20 protein-coding genes are annotated in these 20,626 nt (G+C 68.9%); 10 read left to right on the forward strand and 10 right to left on the reverse strand.

What is annotated here, in order from left to right; translation table 11 throughout:
• Window positions 1-77: 77 nt before the first annotated feature.
• Genes iolC through iolD form a run of 4 tightly spaced genes read left to right on the forward strand, consistent with a single transcriptional unit; the run spans window position 78 to window position 4,676 of the window.
• Window positions 78-1,001, forward strand: a complete 924-nt coding sequence (iolC, locus tag AB0H88_RS48415) for a 5-dehydro-2-deoxygluconokinase (RefSeq protein ID WP_357656438.1) — start codon at window positions 78-80, stop codon at window positions 999-1,001.
• A 5-nt stretch (window positions 1,002-1,006) separates the two neighbouring features.
• On the forward strand, window positions 1,007-1,903 hold the full coding sequence (locus AB0H88_RS48420) for a deoxyribose-phosphate aldolase (protein WP_357656484.1): 897 nt from the start codon (window positions 1,007-1,009) through the stop codon (window positions 1,901-1,903).
• Window positions 1,900-2,823 (forward strand): 5-deoxy-glucuronate isomerase, encoded by a 924-nt coding sequence (gene iolB / locus AB0H88_RS48425; RefSeq protein WP_357656440.1) that lies wholly within the window; start codon window positions 1,900-1,902, stop codon window positions 2,821-2,823. The genes AB0H88_RS48420 and iolB overlap by 4 nt, the downstream gene beginning before the upstream one ends.
• Window positions 2,820-4,676 (forward strand): 3D-(3,5/4)-trihydroxycyclohexane-1,2-dione acylhydrolase (decyclizing), encoded by a 1,857-nt coding sequence (gene iolD, locus AB0H88_RS48430; protein WP_357656441.1) that lies wholly within the window; start codon window positions 2,820-2,822, stop codon window positions 4,674-4,676. Before iolB ends, iolD begins: the two co-directional genes overlap by 4 nt.
• Window positions 4,677-4,720: 44 nt before the next feature.
• Here iolD and AB0H88_RS48435 read toward each other — a convergent pair whose 3' ends face one another.
• Window positions 4,721-5,269 carry a DivIVA domain-containing protein gene (locus AB0H88_RS48435; protein WP_357656443.1) on the reverse strand — a complete coding sequence of 183 codons (549 nt, stop codon included), beginning with the start codon at window positions 5,267-5,269 and terminating at the stop codon, window positions 4,721-4,723.
• 142 nt (window positions 5,270-5,411) lie between these two features.
• Here AB0H88_RS48435 and AB0H88_RS48440 point away from each other — a divergent pair, with 142 nt between their 5' ends.
• From AB0H88_RS48440 to AB0H88_RS48450, 3 genes are all read left to right on the forward strand, one after another.
• Complete coding sequence (locus AB0H88_RS48440; protein WP_357656444.1) at window positions 5,412-6,074, forward strand: ATP-binding cassette domain-containing protein; 663 nt, start codon at window positions 5,412-5,414, stop codon at window positions 6,072-6,074.
• A complete protein-coding gene (locus tag AB0H88_RS48445; protein ID WP_357656446.1) occupies window positions 6,071-6,742 on the forward strand; it encodes a hypothetical protein in 672 nt (223 codons plus the stop codon). Before AB0H88_RS48440 ends, AB0H88_RS48445 begins: the two co-directional genes overlap by 4 nt.
• Before the next feature lie 80 nt (window positions 6,743-6,822).
• Entirely contained in the window at window positions 6,823-7,524 is a 702-nt protein-coding gene (locus tag AB0H88_RS48450) for a GDSL-type esterase/lipase family protein (protein ID WP_357656447.1), read from the forward strand.
• Window positions 7,525-7,557: 33 nt separating this feature from the next.
• On the opposite strand, the gene rlmN is transcribed toward AB0H88_RS48450, so the two are convergent.
• A complete protein-coding gene (gene rlmN, locus AB0H88_RS48455; protein ID WP_357656448.1) occupies window positions 7,558-8,658 on the reverse strand; it encodes a 23S rRNA (adenine(2503)-C(2))-methyltransferase RlmN in 1,101 nt (366 codons plus the stop codon).
• Between the two features lie 132 nt (window positions 8,659-8,790).
• Between rlmN and AB0H88_RS48460 the strand changes: the two genes are divergently transcribed.
• Window positions 8,791-9,813 (forward strand): suppressor of fused domain protein, encoded by a 1,023-nt coding sequence (locus tag AB0H88_RS48460; protein WP_357656450.1) that lies wholly within the window; start codon window positions 8,791-8,793, stop codon window positions 9,811-9,813.
• A 179-nt stretch (window positions 9,814-9,992) separates the two neighbouring features.
• On the opposite strand, the gene AB0H88_RS48465 is transcribed toward AB0H88_RS48460, so the two are convergent.
• From AB0H88_RS48465 to AB0H88_RS48490, 6 genes are all read right to left on the reverse strand, one after another.
• Window positions 9,993-10,832 (reverse strand): phosphatidate cytidylyltransferase, encoded by an 840-nt coding sequence (locus AB0H88_RS48465; RefSeq protein WP_357656452.1) that lies wholly within the window; start codon window positions 10,830-10,832, stop codon window positions 9,993-9,995.
• Between the two features lie 68 nt (window positions 10,833-10,900).
• Window positions 10,901-11,458, reverse strand: a complete 558-nt coding sequence (gene frr / locus AB0H88_RS48470; RefSeq protein WP_357656453.1) for a ribosome recycling factor — start codon at window positions 11,456-11,458, stop codon at window positions 10,901-10,903.
• Window positions 11,459-11,501: 43 nt separating this feature from the next.
• Window positions 11,502-12,200, reverse strand: coding sequence for a UMP kinase (pyrH, locus tag AB0H88_RS48475; RefSeq protein ID WP_225290523.1), 699 nt, complete (start codon window positions 12,198-12,200; stop codon window positions 11,502-11,504).
• A 123-nt stretch (window positions 12,201-12,323) separates the two neighbouring features.
• On the reverse strand, window positions 12,324-13,157 hold the full coding sequence (tsf, locus tag AB0H88_RS48480; RefSeq protein WP_357656455.1) for a translation elongation factor Ts: 834 nt from the start codon (window positions 13,155-13,157) through the stop codon (window positions 12,324-12,326).
• Between the two features lie 302 nt (window positions 13,158-13,459).
• The gene (gene rpsB / locus AB0H88_RS48485) at window positions 13,460-14,431 is read right to left on the reverse strand and encodes a 30S ribosomal protein S2 (RefSeq protein ID WP_357656456.1); all 972 of its coding nucleotides are present in this window, start codon (window positions 14,429-14,431) and stop codon (window positions 13,460-13,462) included.
• Window positions 14,432-14,650: 219 nt separating this feature from the next.
• Window positions 14,651-15,259: a helix-turn-helix domain-containing protein gene (locus tag AB0H88_RS48490; RefSeq protein WP_357656457.1), complete on the reverse strand. Its 609-nt coding sequence runs from the start codon at window positions 15,257-15,259 to the stop codon at window positions 14,651-14,653.
• 68 nt (window positions 15,260-15,327) lie between these two features.
• Between AB0H88_RS48490 and AB0H88_RS48495 the strand changes: the two genes are divergently transcribed.
• A complete protein-coding gene (locus AB0H88_RS48495) occupies window positions 15,328-16,776 on the forward strand; it encodes an MFS transporter (RefSeq protein ID WP_357656458.1) in 1,449 nt (482 codons plus the stop codon).
• A 225-nt stretch (window positions 16,777-17,001) separates the two neighbouring features.
• Here the strand turns inward: AB0H88_RS48495 and AB0H88_RS48500 are convergent, their stop codons facing one another.
• Complete coding sequence (locus tag AB0H88_RS48500) at window positions 17,002-17,478, reverse strand: GNAT family protein (RefSeq protein WP_357656460.1); 477 nt, start codon at window positions 17,476-17,478, stop codon at window positions 17,002-17,004.
• A 581-nt stretch (window positions 17,479-18,059) separates the two neighbouring features.
• Between AB0H88_RS48500 and AB0H88_RS48505 the strand changes: the two genes are divergently transcribed.
• Window positions 18,060-18,926 carry a M23 family metallopeptidase gene (locus AB0H88_RS48505; protein WP_357656485.1) on the forward strand — a complete coding sequence of 289 codons (867 nt, stop codon included), beginning with the start codon at window positions 18,060-18,062 and terminating at the stop codon, window positions 18,924-18,926.
• Between the two features lie 511 nt (window positions 18,927-19,437).
• Here the strand turns inward: AB0H88_RS48505 and AB0H88_RS48510 are convergent.
• Entirely contained in the window at window positions 19,438-20,304 is an 867-nt protein-coding gene (locus tag AB0H88_RS48510) for a tyrosine recombinase XerC (RefSeq protein ID WP_357656487.1), read from the reverse strand.
• Between the last annotated feature and the right edge of the window lie 322 nt (window positions 20,305-20,626).

Here is a 20,626-nt window from a genome sequence, read left to right on the forward strand (position 1 = left end):
AAGACCGGCATAGCGGACATCCGAATGTCATGACAATATGCCATAGTAGGCACGAAGGCTCCGTCACTGGAGGTGCGTTGTACGACCTGATCACGATCGGCCGCTCCGGGGTCGACGTCTATCCGCTGCAGACCGGCGTGGGCCTGGCCCACGTCGAGACCTTCGGTAAGTTCCTCGGCGGGAGCCCGACAAACGTCGCGGTCGCGGCCGCGCGCCACGGACTACGCGCCGCCGTGATCACCGCGGTCGGCGCCGACCCCTTCGGGGAGTACGTACGGCAGGCGATCCGCGGTTTCGGCGTGGACGACTCCTTCGTGGCCACCGTCGAAGGTCCCCCGACGCCCGTCACGTTCTGCGAGATCTTCCCCCCGGACGACTTCCCGCTCTACTTCTACCGAGGTGAGCATCCGCCGGACCTGCGGCTGACCGCCGAGTCGCTGGACCTGACCGCGATCCGGGACGCGAAGCTGTTCTGGTTCACCGGCACCGGCCTGAGCCAGGAGCCGAGCCGAGCCGCGCACGCCGCCGCCCTGGCCGCGCGCACGTCCGGCTTGACCGTCTTCGACCTGGATCACCGCCCCATGCTGTGGGAGTCGCCCGAGGCTTCCCAGGAGGCGGTACGCCAGGCGCTTCCGTACGCCAACGTGGCCGTCGGCAACCTCGACGAGGTGGAGAACGCGGTGGGCACCCGCGACCCGGAGGCGGCCGCGCAGGCGCTGCTCGACGCCGGGATGCGCGTCGCCATCGTCAAGATGGGCCCCAACGGGGTGCTGGCCCGCAGCCGGGACGAGTACGTGGTGGCGGAGCCGGTCAAGGTCGAGGTGGTGAACGGCATCGGCGCGGGCGACGCGTTCGGTGGCGCCGTCTGCCTGGGGCTGCTGCGCGACTGGCCGCTGGAGCGGACGATCCGCTTCGCCAACGCCGCCGGGGCCTACGTGGCCGCCCGCCTGGCCTGCGCCGACGCGATGCCCACGACTGACGAGGTGCAGGCACTCCTATGAGCGACATGACGCTGCCCCGAACCGCCCGCTACGACCACCTGACCCACATCCGGGCCACCAGGCCGGACGAGATCGAGCGCGCCGCCGCCCGCCGGCAGCGCCGGAGGCTGCCGGGCGAGGGCGAGCGCCTGCTGATCATCGCGGCCGACCATCCGGCGCGCGGGTCGCTCGGCGTCCGCGACCGGCCGCTGGCCATGGCCAGCCGTCCCGACCTGCTCGACCGGCTCCAGACGGCGCTGGCCAGGCCCGGCGTGGACGGCATCCTGGCCTCCCCCGACGTGCTGGAGGACCTGCTGCTGCTCGGCGCGCTGGAGGAGAAGCTGGCCTTCGGCTCGATGAACCGGGGCGGCCTGCAGGGCTCGGTGTTCGAACTGGACGACCGGTTCACCGGTTTCGACGCGGCCGCCATCGACGCCATGCGCCTCGACGGCGGCAAGATGCTCTGCCGCATCGACCCGGCCGACCACGCCACGGTCAACACGCTCGAGTCGTGCGCCCACGCGGTCACCGACCTGGCCCGCCGGCGACTGCTGGCGATGGTCGAGCCGTTCTGGGCGGCGCGTACGGAGACGGGCGTCCTGCGCAACGACCTGTCGCCCGACGCGGTCATCCGGTCGATCAGCGTCGCCCAGGCACTCGGCACGACCTCCGCCTACACCTGGCTGAAGATCCCCGCGGTCGCCGAGATGGAGCGCGTCATGGCCGCCACCACGCTGCCCGCGCTGCTGCTCGGCGGCGACCCGCCCGACATCGACGCGGCCTACGCCGACTGGGATCGCGCGCTGCGCCTGCCGGGGGTGCGCGGGCTCGTCATCGGGCGCGCGCTGCTCTACCCTCCGGACGACGACGTGGCCGCCGCGGTGGACGGCGCGGCCGCTCTGGTTCGAGAGGTGCGCTCATGACATACCTTCCGTACGGCAAGGCCGCCGGCGGGTCGTGGTCGGTGGAGATCACGCCCGCCTTGGCCGGTTGGACCTACTCGGGGCTGCGCGTGGCCGACCTCGGCGGCGGCCCGGTCTCCTCCTCGACCGGCGCTACCTCGACCACCGTCGCCACCTCGACCGCCGTCGCCACTTCGACCGGCGCCACCTCGACCGCTGTCTCCTTCTCCACCGGCGAGGAGGAGATGCTGGTCCTGCCGCTGTCGGGCTCGTGCACGGTGACGTGCGGTGGCGAGCGGTTCGAGCTGACGGGCCGCGCGTCGGTGTTCGCCGGCCCCTCCGATTTCGCCTATATCCCGATTTCTACGGATGTGACGGTGGAGGGGTCGGGCCGCATCGCGTTCCCCTCCGCTCGGGCGACCCGGCGGCTGGCCCCGCGGTACGTCCCGGCCTCGGACGTGCCGGTCGAGATCCGGGGCGCGGGCCAGGCCAGCCGCCAGGTGAACAACTTCTGCGCCCCCGGCGTCTTCGAGTGCGACAAGCTCGTGGCCGTGGAGGTGCTCACGCCGGGCGGCAACTGGTCGTCCTATCCCCCGCACAAGCACGACACTCCCAACGAGGGCGAGGCCGTGCTGGAGGAGATCTACTACTTCGAGGTGACCGGCGACGGCCTGGGCTACCAGCGCGTCTACTCCTCCGAGCGGGGCCAGATCGACACGCTGGCCGAGGTCTCCTCCGGCGACGTGGTGCTGGTGCCCTATGGCTACCACGGCCCGTCAATGGCCGCGCCCGGCTACGACCTGTACTACCTGAACGTCCTGGCCGGCCCCGCCGAGGAGCGGTCGATGGCGTTCTGCGACGACCCCCGGCACGCCTGGATCCGCTCTTCCTGGGACGGCCAGGCCATCGATGCCAGACTGCCGTTCGGGAGGACTTCATGACCCGCTTGACCGTGGCGCAGGCCGTGGTGCGCTTCCTGGCCCACCAGTGGAGCGAGCGCGACGGCGTCGAACACCGGCTGTTCGGCGGCTGCTTCGGCATCTTCGGCCACGGCAACGTGGCTGGGCTCGGCCAGGCACTGGCCACCTCGACCGAGGACCTGCCCTACCACCTGAGCCGCAACGAACAGGCCATGGTGCACACGGCCGCCGCCTACGCGCGGGCCGCCAACCGGCTGTCCACCCTGGCCTGCACCACCTCGATCGGACCCGGCGCGACCAACATGATCACCGGCGCGGCGGGCGCGACGATCAACCGGCTGCCCGTGCTGCTGCTGCCCGGCGACGTGTTCTCCACCCGGGTCGCCAATCCGGTGCTCCAGGAGCTCGAAGACGCCCGCTCGTACGACATCTCGGTCAACGACTGCTTCAAGCCGGTGTCGCGCTTCTGGGACCGGATCAACCGGCCCGAGCAGCTCCCATCGGCGCTGCTGGCCGCCATGCGGGTGCTCACCGACCCGGCCGAGACAGGCGCGGTGACCCTGGCGCTGCCGCAGGACGTCCAGGCCGAGGCCTACGACTGGCCGCAGGAGCTGTTCGAGCGCCGCCTCTGGCACGTGCCGCGACCGCGCCCCGAGCGGGCGGCCCTGGCGCGGGCCGCCGAGCTGATCAAGTCGGCGAGCCGGCCGCTGATCATCGCCGGCGGCGGGGTGATCTACAGCGAGGCCACGGCCGAACTACGGGCCTTCGCCGAGGCGTACGGCATCCCGGTCGCCGAGACGCAGGCGGGCAAGGGCGCGCTGCCGTACGGACACCCGCTCGCGATGGGCGCGGTCGGCGCGAGCGGCACCACCGCGGCCAACGCGCTGGCCCGCGAGGCCGACCTGATCATCGGCGTCGGCACCCGCTACAGCGACTTCACCACCGCCTCCCGCTCGCTCTTCTCGGCGGAGGCCCGGTTCGTCAACCTGAACATCACCGGCTTCGACGCGGCCAAGCTGTCGGGGCTCCAGCTCGTGGCCGACGCCCGCGAGGGCCTGACCGAGCTGACCGGGGCATGCGCGGGCTGGAGCACCCAGGAGTCATACCGCTCGCGCGCCGCCGAGCTGTCGGCCGCCTGGGACGCGGTGGTGGAGGAGGCGTACGCGCTGGAGGGCCGGCCGCTGCCGCAGTCGGCCGTGATCGGCGCGGTCAACGCCGCGGCCGGCGACGACGGCGTGGTGGTCTGCGCGGCCGGCTCCATGCCCGGCGACCTGCACAAGCTGTGGCGGCCGAGCGGGCCTGGCAGCTATCACGTGGAGTACGGCTATTCCTGCATGGGCTACGAGATCGCCGGCGGGCTGGGCATCAAGATGGCCGTCCCCGAGCGCGAGGTGTTCGTCATGGTGGGCGACGGGTCCTACCTGATGATGGCCCAGGAACTCGTCACGGCCGTCTCCGAGGGCATCAAGCTGATCGTGGTGCTGGTGGACAACTCCGGCTTCGCCTCGATCGGCCGCCTCTCGGAGAGCGTCGGCGCCCAGCGGCTCGGCACCTCCTACGCCTACCGGGGCACCGGCCGCTACGACGGCGACGGCCTGCCGGTGGATCTGGCCGCCAACGCCGCCAGCCTCGGCGCCACCGTGCTGCGGCCCGACACGCTGACCGACTTCCGCAAGGCTCTGGAGGCGGCTCGCGCCGCTGAGGAGACGACCGTGATCTATGTCCGCGCCGACCCCATGCTGGACAGCCCGTCGTCGGAGGCGTGGTGGGACGTCCCGGTCGCCGAGGTCTCGACCGCGCTTGAAGGCCCTATGGTGCGTGCTTCGTACGAGTCCGAGAAGAGCGCCCAGAAGCCGCACATCACACCCACCTGACAGAAGGGGCACTGCTTCAGGCCCGCTACTTCAAGCCCGCTGCTTCAGGCCCGCTGCTTCAGGACGTCGGCGATGCCCGCCAGGAACGAGTCGACGTCCGCGATCAGGTAGCCGGGCCGTAGCAGCACGGTCGAGAACTTCGCCTCCCGGACGTCCTTGGCCGTCACCGGGTAGTCGGTGGTGCCACGCAGCGTGGCCACGATCCGGTCCAGGAAGGCGTCGACCTCGTCCTCGTTGTAGCCCGTGCCCATCCGCCCGGGCCGGAAGGCCACCCGCTCCACGCGCGCCGCCTGCGTCTCGAACCACTCCTCGCGCAGCATCTCACCGGTCGGCTCGGTCATGGCCAGCCGTACGGGACTCTTGGCCCGCGTCTCCAGCGCCACCACGAACGCCTCCAGCGCGAAGTCCACCGCGGTCTCCTGATAGCCGCCGCGCCTGGCCCGGAACGTCGCCCTGCGTACGTCGTCGGCCGTGACCTGCTCGATGTCGCGCGGGCCCCTGCCCAGTGTCGCCTCGATCCGCCCGATCAGGGCGTCGACCTCGACCGGGTCATAGCCTGAACGCATACCCATGACGCGTGGAAAGCGATTCAAGCTCACTCCTTCTGCGGTGTGCTGGGGGCCCGCTCATATTGTGGGGCTCTTTATCCTGACAATGCGAACTGAGATATACCGTTACTGCACCATGCGATTGACCAAGGTCTCTTTCCGTTACCGAAGACGTGATCCTTCTGTCATGAAGGACGTGGACGCGTACCTTGATCCCGGCGACGTGATCGAGGTCGCCGGCGTCAACGGGGCGGGCAAGTCCACGCTGCTCCGCCTGCTGGCCGGGCTCACCCAGCCATCATCGGGCACGATCATCGAGCGCCCCGCGGTGGTCGGCTTCGCCCCCGACCGCTTCCCGATGGAGCAGCCCTTCACGGTCTCCGGCTATCTGCGTCACATGTCCCGCGTACGCGGCGGCGCGCGCTGGGAGCCCTGGGCGGAGCGCCTCGGCATGACTCACCTGCTCGGCCTGCGGCTGGGCGAGTTATCGAAGGGCAGCGCCCACAAGGTCGGGCTGACCCAGGCGCTGATGTGCGGCCCCGGCCTGCTCATCCTGGACGAGCCGTTCGCGGGGCTCGACGCCGACACCCGCGAGGCGCTCCCGTCGATCGTCACAGAGCTCTCCGAGGGCGGCGCCATCGTGGTGGTCAGCGACCACCAGGGCGGTCTGCGCCATCTTCCCTCCATCAGGCACTGGACCGTGGTGGACGGCAAGGTCAAGGAGGGTACGGTCGGGCAGCGGGCGACCGTACGCGTGGATCTGCCGGTGGACGAGGTCCGGTCGTTCATCGCCAGGATGCGTGACGAGGGCTACCGGGTGTACGACATCGCCACCGAGGAGCAGCCATGATCGCGTTGACCGTGTTCCGCGTCGCCGCCTACATCCGGTCTCACCGCGTCTACCAGGCGCTGCTGTTCATGCTCGCGCTGGTCGCGATCGTCTACGGCAGCCGCGCGCCCAAGGGCGCCGAAACCTCCGTCCTCACGGACGCCGTGGTGCTGGCGATCCCGATCCTGGCCTGGTCCAGCAGGAGCCTGCTCGACACCGAGCCCGACCAACAGCGGAGCCTGTCGGAGATCAGCGTGGGCGGCCGGCTGCGCGAGCTGGGCGCGGGCCTGCTCGCGGCGCTCGTGACGTCGCTGGTGCTGGTCGCGCTGACCCTGGGCTGGGGGCTGGCGCTCGGCGTCAGTGCCGCCCCGCCGCCCGGGGAGTTCGCCGCCATCCTGGCATTGTCCGGCATCGCCGCGCTGGCCGGCGTCGTGTTCGGCGCGCTCACCAGCCGGGTGATCCTGCGCTCCCCCGCGATCTCCATCATCGCTCTGCTGGTGGGCTTCCTGGCCATGCTGGCGCTCAGCGCCTCGCCCTTGTACTGGCTCACGATCCCGCTCATCACCTGGATGAAGTCCGCGAACTCCGCCGAGCTGACGGCCCGGCTGCCCGAGCTCTCGGCCATCTCGCTGGCGTGGTGCCTGCTCGGCCTGGCCTGTTACGCCTGGCTGCGCCGTACCCGGCCCTGAGAACACGAGGGGAACGTCACGCGCGCCCCTTTTAGCCACTAGGTTAGTGAGTACTCACCCACCTATGAGGAGCGGGCGTCATGAAGGTGATCTGTGTCGGCGACAGCATCACGCGCGGTCAGGTCAGCGCGAACTACGTGAAAATGCTGGAGTCCAGGCTGCCGGGCACCACGGTGATCAACGCGGGCGTCAACTACGACGTCTCCGCCCATGTGCTGGACCGGCTCTCCAAGGTCGTCGACCAGGATCCCGACGTGGTCACCGTACTCATCGGCACCAACGACGCCACCGCCACGCTGGGCGAGACGACCGCCCGCAAGCTACGCGACCGGTGGAAGCTGGCCGAGGACCCCAGCCCCGGCGGCTACGCGGCGAACCTGTCCGCCATCGCCACCCGGCTCAAAGACGAGACCCGGGCCCGCCTCGCGCTGATCTCGCCGCCGGTGCTCGGCGAGGACCTCGACTCGGTGGCGCTGCGGCGGACCTCGGAGTTCGGAGAGATCGTACGCAAGGTGGCGGCCGAGCAGTTCGTGCAGTATCTCCCGCTCAACGAGCAGATGGTGGCGCACCTGGAGAAGGCGGACCGCAAGCCGCGCGTCCACTATCGGGCGGACAGCCTGCTGGCGCCCACCGCGGCGATGCAGCACTTCTTTCTCGGGCGCGGCTTCGACGCGATCTCCAAGAGCCGCGGCCTGCTGCTGACCACGGACACCGTCCATCTGAACAGCCGCGGCGCCGGGATGATCGCGGACCTGATCGAGGGCGTCGTGCGCTCTTCCTGAGCTTTTCCCAGGCTTTCCGGAGCTGCTCCCGGGCTATTCGGCGGCGGCGAGCTGGCCGCAGGCGCCGTCGATCTCGCGGCCGCGGGTGTCGCGGACGGTCACCGGCACACCGTGGTATTCGAGCCGCCGCACGAACGCCCGCTCGTCCTCCGGCCGGGAGGCGGTCCATTTGGAGCCGGGCGTCGGGTTGAGCGGGATCAGGTTGACGTGCACCAGCTTGTTGCGCACCAGCTTGCCGAGCAGGTCGGCCCGCCACTCCTGGTCGTTGATGTCCTTGATCAGCGCGTACTCGATCGAGATCCGCCGCTTGGTCTTGGCCGCGTACGCCCAGGCGGCGTCGAGGACCTCCGACACCTTCCAGCGCGTGTTGATCGGCACCAGCGTGTCGCGCAGCTCGTCGTCGGGCGCGTGCAGGGACAGGGCGAGCGTGACCGGCAGACCCTCGTCGGCGAGCTTGCCGATGGCGGGCACCAGGCCGACCGTGGAGACCGTGACGCCGCGCGCCGAGATGCCGAGGCCGTGCGGGACGGGCTCCACCATCCGGCGTACGGCCCCGATGACCTGCTTGTAGTTGGCCAGCGGCTCGCCCATGCCCATGAAGACCACGTTGCTCACCCGCCCCGGGCCACCGGGCACGTCGCCCGCGGCCAGCGCGCGGGCTCCGGAGACCACCTGCTCGACGATCTCGGCGGTGGACATGTTGCGGGTCAGCCCGGCCTGGCCTGTAGCGCAGAACGGGCAGTTCATGCCGCAGCCGGCCTGCGACGACACGCACATCGTCACCCGGTCGGGATAGCGCATCAGCACCGACTCGACCAGCGCGCCGTCGAACAGGCGCCACAGCGTCTTGCGGGTGGTGCCGGCGTCGGTGGTCAGCTCCTTGACCGGGGTGAGCAGCGACGGCAGCAGCACCGACAGCTTGTCGCGGGCCGCCGCGGGCAGGTCGGTCATCGCGTGCACGTCGGCGTTCAGGCGCTCGAAGTAATGCCGGGACAGCTGGTCGGCGCGGAACGCCTTCTCGCCGAGCTCCGTCACCGCCGCGCGGCGGTCGGGCATGGACAGGTCCGCCAGGTGCCGAGCCGGCTTGGCCCTGCGCGGCGCGACGAAGGTGAGCTGGCCTGGCTGCTGGGACACGTTCCTGCCTTTGCTTGGGTGGTTATCGACCAGGTTAGTGAACGTTCGGCTCCCAGGTGTCATTCCATGAGGGAGCTCCGGGTGGCGATAGCCCTCGCGTGAGGGTATGGGCCGATCTAGAGTGCATCTCGTATGGCGATTTTCCGGTCGGCTTCTGGCGAGGGGCAGACCGAGGTCGTCCTCACCGCCGACAACCCGTACGGCAGCCGAACGCTCGTGGTCGAGCGGGACGAGGACGCCTCGGTAGCTTACCTGTGCTCGCCTGACGGCGCCGTGCACGGCGCCGTGTGGCTGGCCAACCACCGTCCCGCCCCCGAGGTGGTCGATCTGGCCAGGCTCAACTCCGGGCTGCCGCCGCTCATGCCCCGGCCCAACACCACGCACCCGGCCGGCCGCCGGCCGCTCGGGCAGCTGACGGCACTGTGGTTCGAGGAGGGCGACGGGGTCGCGGTCTATGAGGACGACGACATGCTGGCGGTCATCCCCGGGTGGGCCGACATGAGCAGGGGCATGCCCGGCTACGCCCGTGACGCCGTGGGTGAGACGCCGTTCGCCTGGGCGCTGTCCGAGGCGCTCGAAGGGCTGCGGCCGCGCCTGTCCAACGCCAGGTCCTACTGGCGCTGGCGGCATGGGGAGGGGGCCTGGGCGTCGTTCCAGGAGTTCGTCATGGGACATCTGGAACGGGGGCTCGGGCCGGCCGGGCGCTACTGGGACGTGAGCGGGGAGCGGCTGCCGGCTGTCGGCATCACCGAGCGGCCGCCGTCCGGGCGCCGGGGGTTCACGGTGTTGTCGACGGTCGGGATGAGCTGTCAGCGGATGCCCACCGTCGAGCAGTGGATCGACCGGCCGGGGGCGTACGCCAGGATCGAGCTGGCCGTGGCCACCCGCGAGGATCCGCGCGAGGCGGCGCTGCTGCTCGTGTGGCTGTCGCAGTATCCGTGGCACTCGGTCACATGGCTAGGGCACGGGCATACTGCCAAGTGGTATCACGAGCCGTCCACGTTCCCCCTGGGCCCGCAGTACGCGGGGGTCATGATGGTCGCCGACCCACCCGCCATGCCTGATTTATCAGGATTCGCCTTCGGCGGTGAGGCCGTCCGCTGGCTCTGGCTCCAGCCGGTCACCATCGAGGCGATGGAAGAACACCGCCACTAGCGCTCCATCGGACAACCATCCGTTTTGACGCGGCGGCTTGTCACAGACGGGACACGTCACAGACGGAGACACGTCACAGACGGGACACGTCACAGACGGAGACACGTCACAGACGGACACGCGTCCGAACAACAGCGTCAGAAGAGCAGCGTTAGAAGAACAGCGTTAGAAGAACAGCGTTAGAAGAACAGCGTCATCAGCAGCCAGACCGGCACCAGCGTGGTCACCAGCGAGTCGAGCCGGTCCATGAGACCGCCGTGGCCGGGCAGGAGCGTACCCAGATCCTTGATACCGAGATCCCGCTTGATCATCGACTCGATCAGGTCGCCGACGGTCGCTAGCACCGCCACGAGCGCGCCGATCAGGGCGCCCTGCCAGAGCTGCCCGTCCATGAGCCAGCTCACCAGCCAGGCTCCCACCGCCACGCACGCGATGACGGACCCGGCCAGCCCTTCCCAGGTCTTCTTCGGGCTGATGACGGTCATCTGGTGCTTGCCGAACAGCACGCCCGCGATGTAGCCGCCGATATCGCTGGCCACGGTCACCGCGATGAAGATGACCACCCGATCACGGCCGTCGCCGGGCGCCAGCAGCAGCGCCGCGAACCCGGCCAGCAGCGGCGGGTAGACCAGGATGAACACCGAAGCGGTCGTGTCGCGTACGTAGCCGTCGATGCCGTCGCTGAACATCCGCCAGATCAGCAGGACGAAGACGACCACCACGAACGCGCCGAGCAGCCAGACGGGCCCGCCCCAGTAGGCACCGGCGAACATCGCGACCATGCCGCCGAGCAGGGGCACGGCCGGCACCTTGATGCCGCGGCTCCCGAACGCCTGGATCAGCTCCACGACCCCGACGCCCACGGCCCCCGCCAGCACCAGGAGAAAGAGTTCCTTGACGGTGTAGAGCGTGCCGATGACCAGCGCGCCCAACCCCAGGCCCACCGCTATGGCGGCAGGCAGGTTCCGTCCGGTACGGCTGCCGCCGCTCGGGCTGGTGCCAGCCGTACTTTCGTCCACAGATCTCTTCCTGGGTCTCCCATGAGCCACGGCCCCCGCCACCGGGCGAGGGCCGTGCGGCGCACCGCTCAGACCTCGAGCAGCTCGGTTTCCTTGTGCTTGAGCAGCTCGTCGATCTGGGCGACGTGCCTCTGGGTGATGTCGTCGAGCTCCTTCTCCGCGCGGCGGACCTCGTCCTCGCCCGCCTCCCCGTCCTTGATCATCTTGTCGAGGATCTCTTTGGCGGTACGACGGATGTTGCGCACGGACACCTTGGCGTGCTCGCCCTTGTTCCTGGCGACCTTGATGTACTCCTTGCGCCGGTCCTCCGACAGCTCGGGGAACGACACGCGGATCACCGCCCCGTCGTTGCCGGGGTTGACGCCCAGGTCGGAGTCACGGATCGCCTTCTCGATCGCGCTCATCGAACCCTTGTCGTAGGGCTGGATGATCACCATGCGGGCCTCGGGCACATGGAACGAGGCCAACTGCTGGATCGGGGTCGGCGTGCCGTAGTACTCGGCATTGATCTTGTTGAACATCGAAGGGGTTATCCGGCCCGTCCGGATGCCCGCGAAGTCGTCCTTCGCGACCGTAACGGCCTTGTCCATCTTTTCCTCGGCTTCGAGGAGGGTTTCGTCGATCACAGCGGCTCCCTGTCTTCTAGCTGGCGATGTCGGGCGCGCTCCCTCATTTGCCTGCGGGACTCACCAGCGTGCCGATTTTCTCACCGCGGACCGCTCGCAGGATGTTGCCCTCGCCCATCAAGTCGAAGACGACGATCGGAAGGTCGTTGTCCTTACACAGGCTGATCGCGGTGGCGTCCATGACCTGGAGGTCGCGGATCAGCACCTCGCCATAGTCGAGGTGGTCGAACCTGACCGCGTCGGGATTCTTCCGTGGATCGGAGTCGTAGACCCCGTCCACCTGCGTACCCTTGAGCAGCGCCTCGGCGCCGATCTCCAGGGCGCGCTGGGACGCCGCGGTGTCGGTGGAGAAGAACGGCGAGCCGAGGCCGGCACCGAAGATGACCACACGCCCCTTCTCCAGGTGCCTGATCGCGCGGCGCGGCAGGAACGGCTCGGCGACCTGCTGCATGGTGATGGCGGTCTGCACGCGGGTCTCGACGCCGCGCCGCTCCAGGAAGTCCTGCAGCGCGAGACAGTTGATGACGGTGCCCAGCATCCCCATGTAGTCGGCGCGGGCGCGGTCGATGCCCTGCTCGGACAGCGCCGCGCCGCGGAACATGTTGCCGCCGCCGACCACCACCGACACCTGCACACCCTCGCGTACGGCCTCGGCGATCGAGTCGGCCAGATGATCGACCACCAGCGGGTCGATCCCCAGCGGGTCGCCACCGGCGAACGCCTCACCTGACAGCTTCAGCATGACCCGCTTCCACCGGAGCGGGTTCTGATACGAAGAAGCCGCCGACGTAGCTGGCTCCTGGTTCTCCTGCACGGCGGCGGCCTCCCTCTTAGGCGGTTCGATGGGCTGGAATTTCGTTCAAGCCTAAGCCTGGCCGACTTTGAAGCGAACGAAGGCCAGCACCTCGGTGCCGTTCTCCTCGGCGTACTTGCCGACGGTCTTCTTGTTGTCCTTGACGAACGCCTGCTGGAGCAGGGTGAAGTCCTTGTACCAGCCGCTGACGCGGCCTTCGACGATCTTGCCGATGGCAGCCTCGGGCTTGCCCTCCTCGCGCGTCATCTCCTCGAAGAGCTTGCGCTCCTTGTCGACGACGTCGGCGGGAACGGCCGCGGCATTGAGGTAATGGGGGGCCATCGCGGCGGCGTGCTGCGCGATGTCCTTGGCGACCTCGGCGTTCGGCTTGTCGAGCTGGACCAGCACGCCGACGGCCGGCGGCAGCGCCGGGTCGGTGCGGTGCATGTAGGCGCCGACGTAGCCGCCCTCCAGCACCGCGAACCGGCGGATCTCGACCTTCTCGCCCAGCGCGACGTTGGCCTCGTCGAGGTGCTCCTTGACGGTCTTGCCGTCGAACGAGGACTCGAGCAGCGCCGCCACTTCGGCCGGCTTGGTGGCCAGGACGTGCGCGACGACCTGACCGGCCAGCTCCTGGAAGCGCTCGGCCTTGGCCACGAAGTCGGTCTCGCAGTTGAGCTCCAGCAGCGCGGCGGCGGAGTCGCCATCCTGCTTGAGCGCGACCAGGCCGTTGGAGGCGGTGCGCGCCTCGCGCTTGCCCACGTCCTTGGCGCCCTTGAGGCGCAGCAGCTCGATGGCGCGGTCGATGTCGCCGTCAGCCTCTTCGAGCGCCTTCTTGCAAGACATCATTCCGGCCGCGGTGATCTCGCGAAGCCGCTTGACGTCGGCCATGTTCACGGAAGCCATTGCTTTTTCCTTGTGGGATTTCGTCGTGGATCGGGTGGGCGCCGACGATCAAGCACTCACCCTATGGTTCGTACGGCCGGCGGCTGCCGTACAGGAGCTTGGGGTCTTACCTGGTGAGCAGCCCTGCCTTCGCGGCCTTGCTGCTCGCCTGGCTCTTCCGGCCTTGCCCGGCGGCGGGGGCCTTGACCCCCGTCGCCGGGCTCAGCATCTGCGGCTCCGCTCGGCCCTCGCGGATCACTCCACTGAGCCGGGCTCGGTACGCGACTGCTCGCCACCTCGGTCTTTACCCGAGGAGTGAGCGGTCAGGCCTGCTGCTGCTCGGTCTCGCCCTCGGCGGCGGCCGGAGCGGCCTCAGCCTCAGCGGGAACCTCAGCCTCAGCCACGACCTCGGCCGGAGCCTCGACCTCAGCCTCGGGGGCAGCAGCCTCAGCCTCGGGAGCAGCAGCCTCGGCCTCGGGAGCGGCGGCCTCGGCAGCCGGCTCAGGGGCGGCCTGCTCCGCGGTGCCCTGCTCGATGAGCTCGCGCTCCCACTCGGCCAGCGGCTCGGCGGCAGCGGGCTTCTCGTCACCACGGGCGGCACCCGAGCGGGCCATCAGACCGGCCGCGACACCGTCGGCGACGACCCTGGTCAGCAGGCCGACGGCGCGGATGGCGTCGTCGTTGCCGGGGATCGGGTAGTCGACCTCGTCGGGGTCGCAGTTGGTGTCGAGGATCGCGACGACAGGGATGCCAAGCTTCTTGGCCTCGCTGATCGCGATGTGCTCCTTCTTGGTGTCGACGATCCACACCGCGCTGGGCACGCGGCCCATGTCACGGATGCCGCCGAGCGTGCGCTCGAGCTTGTCCTTCTCACGCCGGCGCATGAGGAGCTCCTTCTTGGTGAGCCCCGAGGCGGCGACGTTGTCGAAGTCGAGCTCCTCGAGCTCCTTCAGACGCTGAAGCCTCTTGTGCACGGTGGAGAAGTTGGTGAGCATGCCACCCAGCCAGCGCTGGTTCACGTACGGCATGCCGACGCGAGCCGCCTGCTCGGAGATGGCCTCCTGCGCCTGCTTCTTGGTGCCGATGAACAGGATCGTGCCGCCGTGGGCGACAGTCTCCTTGACGAAGTCGTAGGCACGGTCGATGAAGGACAGCGACTTCTGCAGGTCGATGATGTAGATGCCGTTGCGCTCGGTGAAGATGAAGCGCTTCATCTTCGGGTTCCAGCGGCGCGTCTGGTGCCCGAAGTGAACGCCGCTCTCGAGCAGCTGTCGCATGGTGACGACGGGGGCCATGTGCTGGTCCTCCAGGTCTGGGCGCCCGTGCGGGCGGGCGCAGTTCTCGGTTGTGCCGCGGCAGCCCAGTGGCTGTCGCCCTGATGCCCCGAAACGCTCCAGCCGAGCCGTGGCTCGGACCGATGGCGCGGTCCGCGATGGGGCATGCGAAGTCGGCCTGCGATGCACAGGCCACCCAAAAGTCTACCTCCCACGCCGCCCCGGCCTGACCGTCTCGGGTCAGCCCGCGTCGTGGTCCTCCGTGGGCAGCCCCGGCGCCGCCCTTCTCACATGCGGGAAGAGATTGACCTGGGCCTCGGCGACCCTGGCACCAGGAGGCGCCGCCCGCTCATCGCGATTGCGCGCCAGGTACGGCTCGAACAGCTTCTCGACCTCGACATGGAGCCGCGCCATCTCCTCGGCGTCGAGCCGCAGCATCAGGCGGCTGAAGCGGGTCACCTCGCGCCACGCCTCGGGCTCCTGGTCGATGTTCTCCAGCGCCCGCCGGGCCTCCTCATCCGCTTCCCGGCGAAACGCCTGGATCAGCAGGTTCTTGGCCTCACGCACCTCCGGCTGATCGCCCGGCTGCACGCCGACCGACAGGGGCGTACTCGCCGGCTTCCAAACCCGCTCCCGTCCGTCGCCACGCGGCGGCGCATCCTCCACGAATCCGTACTTGGCCAGCATGCGCAGGTGGTAACTGGCGGCACTCGGAGTGATGCCGGCGACCTCGGCGACCTCGGTGGCCGTGGCGCTGCCATCGACGCCCAGCCGATTAAGGATCGCCAGCCGGGCCGGGTGCGCCAGGGCCCGCATCGCCTTGGGGTCACTGAGGCTCTCCCGTGTCATGGCACAAAGGTACCCGGAGGCAATGTGAAGTATTGCCTTCACAACTCTGAAGGGTTACTTTCATAGTTATGAAGCGTTCCCTTCACGAATCGGCACCTTCGCCCACCCACGCCCCCTGCTCTGCCTCCACGCCCCGCGATCCGATTCCTCCGGGCGAGGCGACCTCACCCGGGGGCGCCCCACCAACGCCAAACCTCACCCCTCTCCTTCAGCAGCGCGACTATCGACTGCTCTGGACCGCTCGCACCATCTCCATAACGGGCTCCGAGGTGTCCAAGCTGGCCGTGCCGCTGACCGCGGTCACCCTCCTCGCCGCCTCCCCTATGCAAATGGGCCTGCTCACTGCCGCGGCCTCGCTCCCCGCGCTGCTCTTCGGCCTCCAGTCGGGCGCGATCGCCGACCGCCTCTCGCGCCACCGCCCCCTCATGATCGCCTGCGAACTCATCTCCTGCGCCGCCGCGTTGACGGTCCCCGTGGCCTGGCTCCTGGGCGTACTCAACGCGTTCTGGCTCATCGTCGTCGCTCTGGTCATCGGCTCGGCCGGCGTGCTCTTCAAGGCCGCGAACTTCCCGCACGTGGCCGCGATCGTCTCCCCCGAACAGCGGACGGAGGCCATGGCCGGCTTCCACGCCTCCTACTCAGTGGCCTCTGTCGGCGGCCCCGGCCTGGCCGGGCTCCTCGTACAACTGCTGACGGCCCCGCTGGCGGTGCTCACGGAGGCGCTGTCGTTCCTGGCCTCGGCGCTGCTGCTGCGCTCGATCCGTACTCCGGAGAAGAACGAGCCGACCCCCTCCCGAGGCATGTGGCGAGACGTGACCGAAGGGCTCCGCGCCAGCACCACCCATCCCGTACTCCGCGCCCTCCTCGGCGCGGGCGTCACCATCAACTTCTTCGCCATGGCCTATACGGCCGTCTACATGCTGTACATGGTGAACACCCTCGGCATCCCCAGGGGCCTCATCGGCGCCCTCATCGCCCTCGGCGGCGTCGGCGGGCTCATCGGCGCCTGGATCACCACCCGTGCCGCCAAACGCTACGGCGAGAACCGCGTGCTCCTCGCCTCCGTACTCTTCTTCCCGATCGAAATCCTGGCAGTGGGCCTGCTCAGCGGACCCCTCTGGTGGAAGCTGACTCTGCTCACGCTCACCGGCATCGTCACGGGTGGCGTCGTGGTCGCGTTCGCCACCTGCATGGGCGCGATCGTCCTGCGCGAAACCGCCCCCGAACTCCGTGGCCGTGTCAATGCCACCATGACGTTCGCCGTACAGGGCGTGATGGCCCTGGGCGGCCTCGTGGGTGGCGTACTGGCCGAGTTCGCGGGCCTGCGTCCCGTCATCCTCGTCTCAGCGGTCGGCATCGCACTCAGTACGATCTGGATCTGGACCTCTCCCCTGCGCCCCGGCCGTCGCCGCCGCTTCGCGGACCCCATTGACCCGGCACCGACCCAGCCCTCACCAGAGCCCTCGAAGTCCTGCGCCCTTCCAGACGAGAACGCCTCGTCCAGCGCCATCAACTGACGGTCCCCATTGAATCGCCGCACCATGACGACCGACGTTCACCATCCAACCGACACACCATGACGGCCGACGTTCAGCCTGACGGCCAAGCACGGTGAACACCGCAGCATGGAGTATCCAGCGCCACCATCCGTGACATAAGGCTCAGGGGACTACACCCGGGCCTCAGCTATCAACCCTTCGACCACAACCCTCGGCCCCGGCGAGACACGGCCCTTCTCTTAGCTAGATCAGCTCGCCCGCCAGTAGGTCCATAAGCAGCCCGTCGTGAAATTCCCCACTCACCGGATCCCGCTCATAAGCCCGCATGACCCCCACCCGCTTGAACCCCACCCGCTCGTAAGCGTTGATGGCCACCGTGTTGTGCGCCGCCGGATCGATGGTCAGCCGATGATGCCCCCGCTCCTCGATCAACCATCGCGCCAGCGTACGAACGGCTTCCTGACCGAATCCGCGTCCATGCCACCGCGGTCCGAGGAAGATGTCGATCCCCGAGCTGCGATACATCGGATCCTCGACCTCCTCGTACTGAATCGCCCCGATCACCTCGCCGCCGACCGTGATGGCCAGCATGTCGTCGAACTCATCGACCGGCCCCCACCACTTGGCCACCTCCGGCGCCCCCGCGATCTCCCGCAGTCGCGCCTCGTCATCCCGTACGACGTCCCTGAGGATCACCCGGGCCCCGCGCAGCTCGACCATGCCGCCTCTCCAATCCTGCCCGCGCCACGATGCCAGCAGCTATCCACAGGCTTACCGACCTGCGCCCCCCCTTTTCCACAGAATTACGTTCGTCCCTCCGAGGCCCCCCACCTCTCCCGCAAACTCACCACATGCCCATCCACGCCATCCCCCGCTCCGCTCGGTGTGCGCGATCAGGCAGCGCTCCGCCACCTCTTACCCACTCCAACTCCGCCCCTCCAACACCGCATCACTTCAACCCCATCACTTCGGCACCCCATCAATCCAACCCCATCACTCCGGCACCCCATCACTCCAACCCCGTCGCTCCCACCAGCCCCTCCAGCCCTGATTTCGCGCGCCTTTCCGGCGCTGATTCCCCGCACTCCTTCGGCCTCAATTCTCCGCGCCCATTCGGCCACCAAAACCCCACAACTCACCACCACCTCTTCAACCACAAAAACCCCACAATCCACCCGCGCCCCCACGACAGCAGCAGGTCGACCCATCCCCCGCCAACAAAGCACCTTCGGCGAGGAACGCCCTCAGGCCCGATGGCGCTTCTGACGGCCCTGCTCGCCCTCGCCATTCCCTTGATTCCCATGGCACTCGCAAGCCCTGCTGCCGCCGCCAACCGTCCCACCTGGCGATGGCCACTCGACGGACATCCCAGAGTCCTCCGCCACTTCGCACCCCCACCCGAGCCATGGCTGTCGGGCCATCGGGGCATCGACCTCGCCGCCGCACCCAGCACCTCTGTCGTAGCCGCAGGCCCAGGCATCGTCCGCTTCGCCGGCCCTCTCGCGGGCCGGGGCGTGGTCACCATCGAGCACACGGACGGCCTACGCACCACGTATCTGCCGGTCAACGCGTCAGTACGCCGATACCAGCGCGTAACGCCCGGCACCCGCATCGGCGTCATCGAACGCACGACTGGCCACTGCCGAGAAGCCTGTCTTCACTGGGGCCTCCTGCGCGGCTCCCACTACCTCGACCCCTTGCTCCTCCTCGGCCGAGCCCACATCCGCCTCCTCCCTTACTGGAACCTGGACGCCCCGGACACCGCCGCCCTCTCGACGCAGCCACCACCCTCAAGCACCGAACTCCTCCACCCGTCACCCGCCGGCATGGCTCCCTCTACGGCAACAACGGCGACCACCCGACTGCTGACATCGCCACCTCGGTCAAGTCGCGCCCCTGCGCCCGGCACCACCGTTTCGAGCGAACCCTCCTGGCCCGCCGCTGCCACCCCCGCCTTCCGCCTCGCGGCACGTTCGGCCTCGAAACCCGCCATCGCAGTCATCAGCCTCAGCACGCTGTTCAGCGCATTACTGCTGTTCACCCTGATGCGCCGCCATCGAAGTACACGCACGCAGCACCCCCGCGCCGCACGAGGTCAGCACCGCAAACAGCAGCGCAATCGACCCCCACGAAAGCGCCGACGCAGAGCCAGGCCCACCAAGCGATAACCCAGGGCGGCCGCCTGCCTGGGGCTGTGGGCACCGTCCCGCTGAATGGTGGATCCACGATCTCGCTGTAGGGCTTCTATTGGGACTCACAGGGCCGAGGAGCCGAGGGGCCGAGTGGCCGAGTGGCCGAGGAGCCGAGGAGCCGAGGGGCCGAGGAGCCGAGTGACCGAGAAACGGCACCGCTCCGCGGGACGTCATCCAGGCCTTGCCACACGGGACCCCAGCTGACACGGTCATGAGGCCAGTCGGCCCGACCAACCCGCCAAATCTCACCGAGCGAAGTCGGTCATACGCCTCGTAGATCGCGCGCTAGATCCACCCCGCTGGACCCGGAACCCGATCCCCGGCCGGACCCCAGCCCCAGCCACATCCCCGTTGGGCCCGGAACCCGGCCCCCGCTGGATTCGGAGGCCAGCCCCCTCGAAGCCGGAAACAAGTTCCATTAAGCCCGAAACTCAGTCCCCTGTTGAATCCCGAACCCAATCCCATTGGGCTCCGAACCGATGTCCGGTCACGCCCTGGGGTGTGCCTGGCGGTATGCCGTGCGGAGGCGCTCGATCGAGACGTGCGTGTAGATCTGGGTGGTGTGCAGCGATGCGTGTCCGAGAAGCTCCTGGACGCTGCGCAGGTCGGCGCCGCCTTCGAGCAGGTGCGTCGCCGCGGTGTGTCGCAGCCCGTGCGGGCCCATGTCCGGTGCTCCCTCGACCTCACGCAAGCGGGCGTGCACCACGCGGCGCACCGTACTCGCGTCAATCCGCCCGCCTCGTACCCCGAGAAACACCGCCGCCCCCGAGCCGGCGCGGATCCACCGGGGGCGTCCGTGGACGCACCACCTGTCCAGAGCACGGAGCGCGGGCAACCCGAACGGCACCGACCGTTCCTTACGGCCCTTGCCCAGCACCCTGATGACGTGCCGATCCCGGTCGACATCGTCGACGTCCAGCGCGCACAGCTCACTCACCCGCACCCCTGTGGCGTAAAGCAGCTCCAGGATGGCCTGATCCCGCAGTTCCTTGGGCTCTCCGTCCGACGGCACTTCAAGGGCGGCCTGAACCTGCTCCAGATCGAGTACGGCAGGCAACGGGCGGGGAGCCTTGGCACTGCCCAACAGCAGGCCGGGGTCGTCCGGCAACCAGCCCCGGCGATGGCAGTAGGCCGTGAAGGTACGTACGCAGGCGGTCCTGCGCGCCAGCGTCGCCCTCGCCTTACCGTTGGCATGCTGCTCGGCCAGCCATTCGCGCAACGTACCGATATCAAGACCGTGGAGCTGACCGTCCAGGTGCTCGAACAGGGCTGTGACGTCGGAGAGATAAGCACGCACGGTATGCGGGGACAGGTCTCTTTCAAACCGCAAATATCTGCCGAATTCGGCTGTCACCTCATCCGCCCCCAGCCACTCGTCGGCCACAAGCGCCTCCCTTCTCACAGACGCCGACCGCTGCCGGAGCCACGCGCACCAGGCGATCGACGGCCCGCAGCCGGGCTTGTACCCGTATATCGGCCTACCGTCGCCTCGTTTCTTTCACCTTTGCACATTGGTCCACGACCACCAGCCGACCGATGGGGTGGTGTCTCGTTGGTCGTAGATCGATGGCGACTCGCAGAGTCGCTTGGTTTCTCGGCCGCTCGCACCCGATCATCCCTGGCAGAAGCCAGGCCACGCAGCGAGCTCGTGGATCCCCCCTCGGCGGGACGCCATC

This window comes from Nonomuraea sp. NPDC050680 (genome assembly GCF_040654555.1).
Taxonomy (GTDB): Bacteria; Actinomycetota; Actinomycetes; order Streptosporangiales; family Streptosporangiaceae; genus Nonomuraea.

Coding starts and splice junctions, on each gene's coding strand:
- AB0H88_RS48420 (WP_357656484.1), top strand. CDS start 1,007: ATGACGCTGCCCCGAACCGCCCGCTACGACCACCTGACCCACATCCGG.
- iolB (WP_357656440.1), top strand. CDS start 1,900: ATGACATACCTTCCGTACGGCAAGGCCGCCGGCGGGTCGTGGTCGGTG.
- iolD (WP_357656441.1), top strand. CDS start 2,820: ATGACCCGCTTGACCGTGGCGCAGGCCGTGGTGCGCTTCCTGGCCCAC.
- AB0H88_RS48440 (WP_357656444.1), top strand. CDS start 5,412: ATGAAGGACGTGGACGCGTACCTTGATCCCGGCGACGTGATCGAGGTC.
- AB0H88_RS48445 (WP_357656446.1), top strand. CDS start 6,071: ATGATCGCGTTGACCGTGTTCCGCGTCGCCGCCTACATCCGGTCTCAC.
- AB0H88_RS48450 (WP_357656447.1), top strand. CDS start 6,823: ATGAAGGTGATCTGTGTCGGCGACAGCATCACGCGCGGTCAGGTCAGC.
- AB0H88_RS48460 (WP_357656450.1), top strand. CDS start 8,791: ATGGCGATTTTCCGGTCGGCTTCTGGCGAGGGGCAGACCGAGGTCGTC.
- pyrH (WP_225290523.1), bottom strand. CDS start 12,200: ATGCTGAAGCTGTCAGGTGAGGCGTTCGCCGGTGGCGACCCGCTGGGG.
- tsf (WP_357656455.1), bottom strand. CDS start 13,157: ATGGCTTCCGTGAACATGGCCGACGTCAAGCGGCTTCGCGAGATCACC.
- rpsB (WP_357656456.1), bottom strand. CDS start 14,431: ATGGCCCCCGTCGTCACCATGCGACAGCTGCTCGAGAGCGGCGTTCAC.
- AB0H88_RS48490 (WP_357656457.1), bottom strand. CDS start 15,259: ATGACACGGGAGAGCCTCAGTGACCCCAAGGCGATGCGGGCCCTGGCG.
- AB0H88_RS48495 (WP_357656458.1), top strand. CDS start 15,328: ATGAAGCGTTCCCTTCACGAATCGGCACCTTCGCCCACCCACGCCCCC.
- AB0H88_RS48500 (WP_357656460.1), bottom strand. CDS start 17,478: ATGGTCGAGCTGCGCGGGGCCCGGGTGATCCTCAGGGACGTCGTACGG.
- AB0H88_RS48505 (WP_357656485.1), top strand. CDS start 18,060: ATGGCACTCGCAAGCCCTGCTGCCGCCGCCAACCGTCCCACCTGGCGA.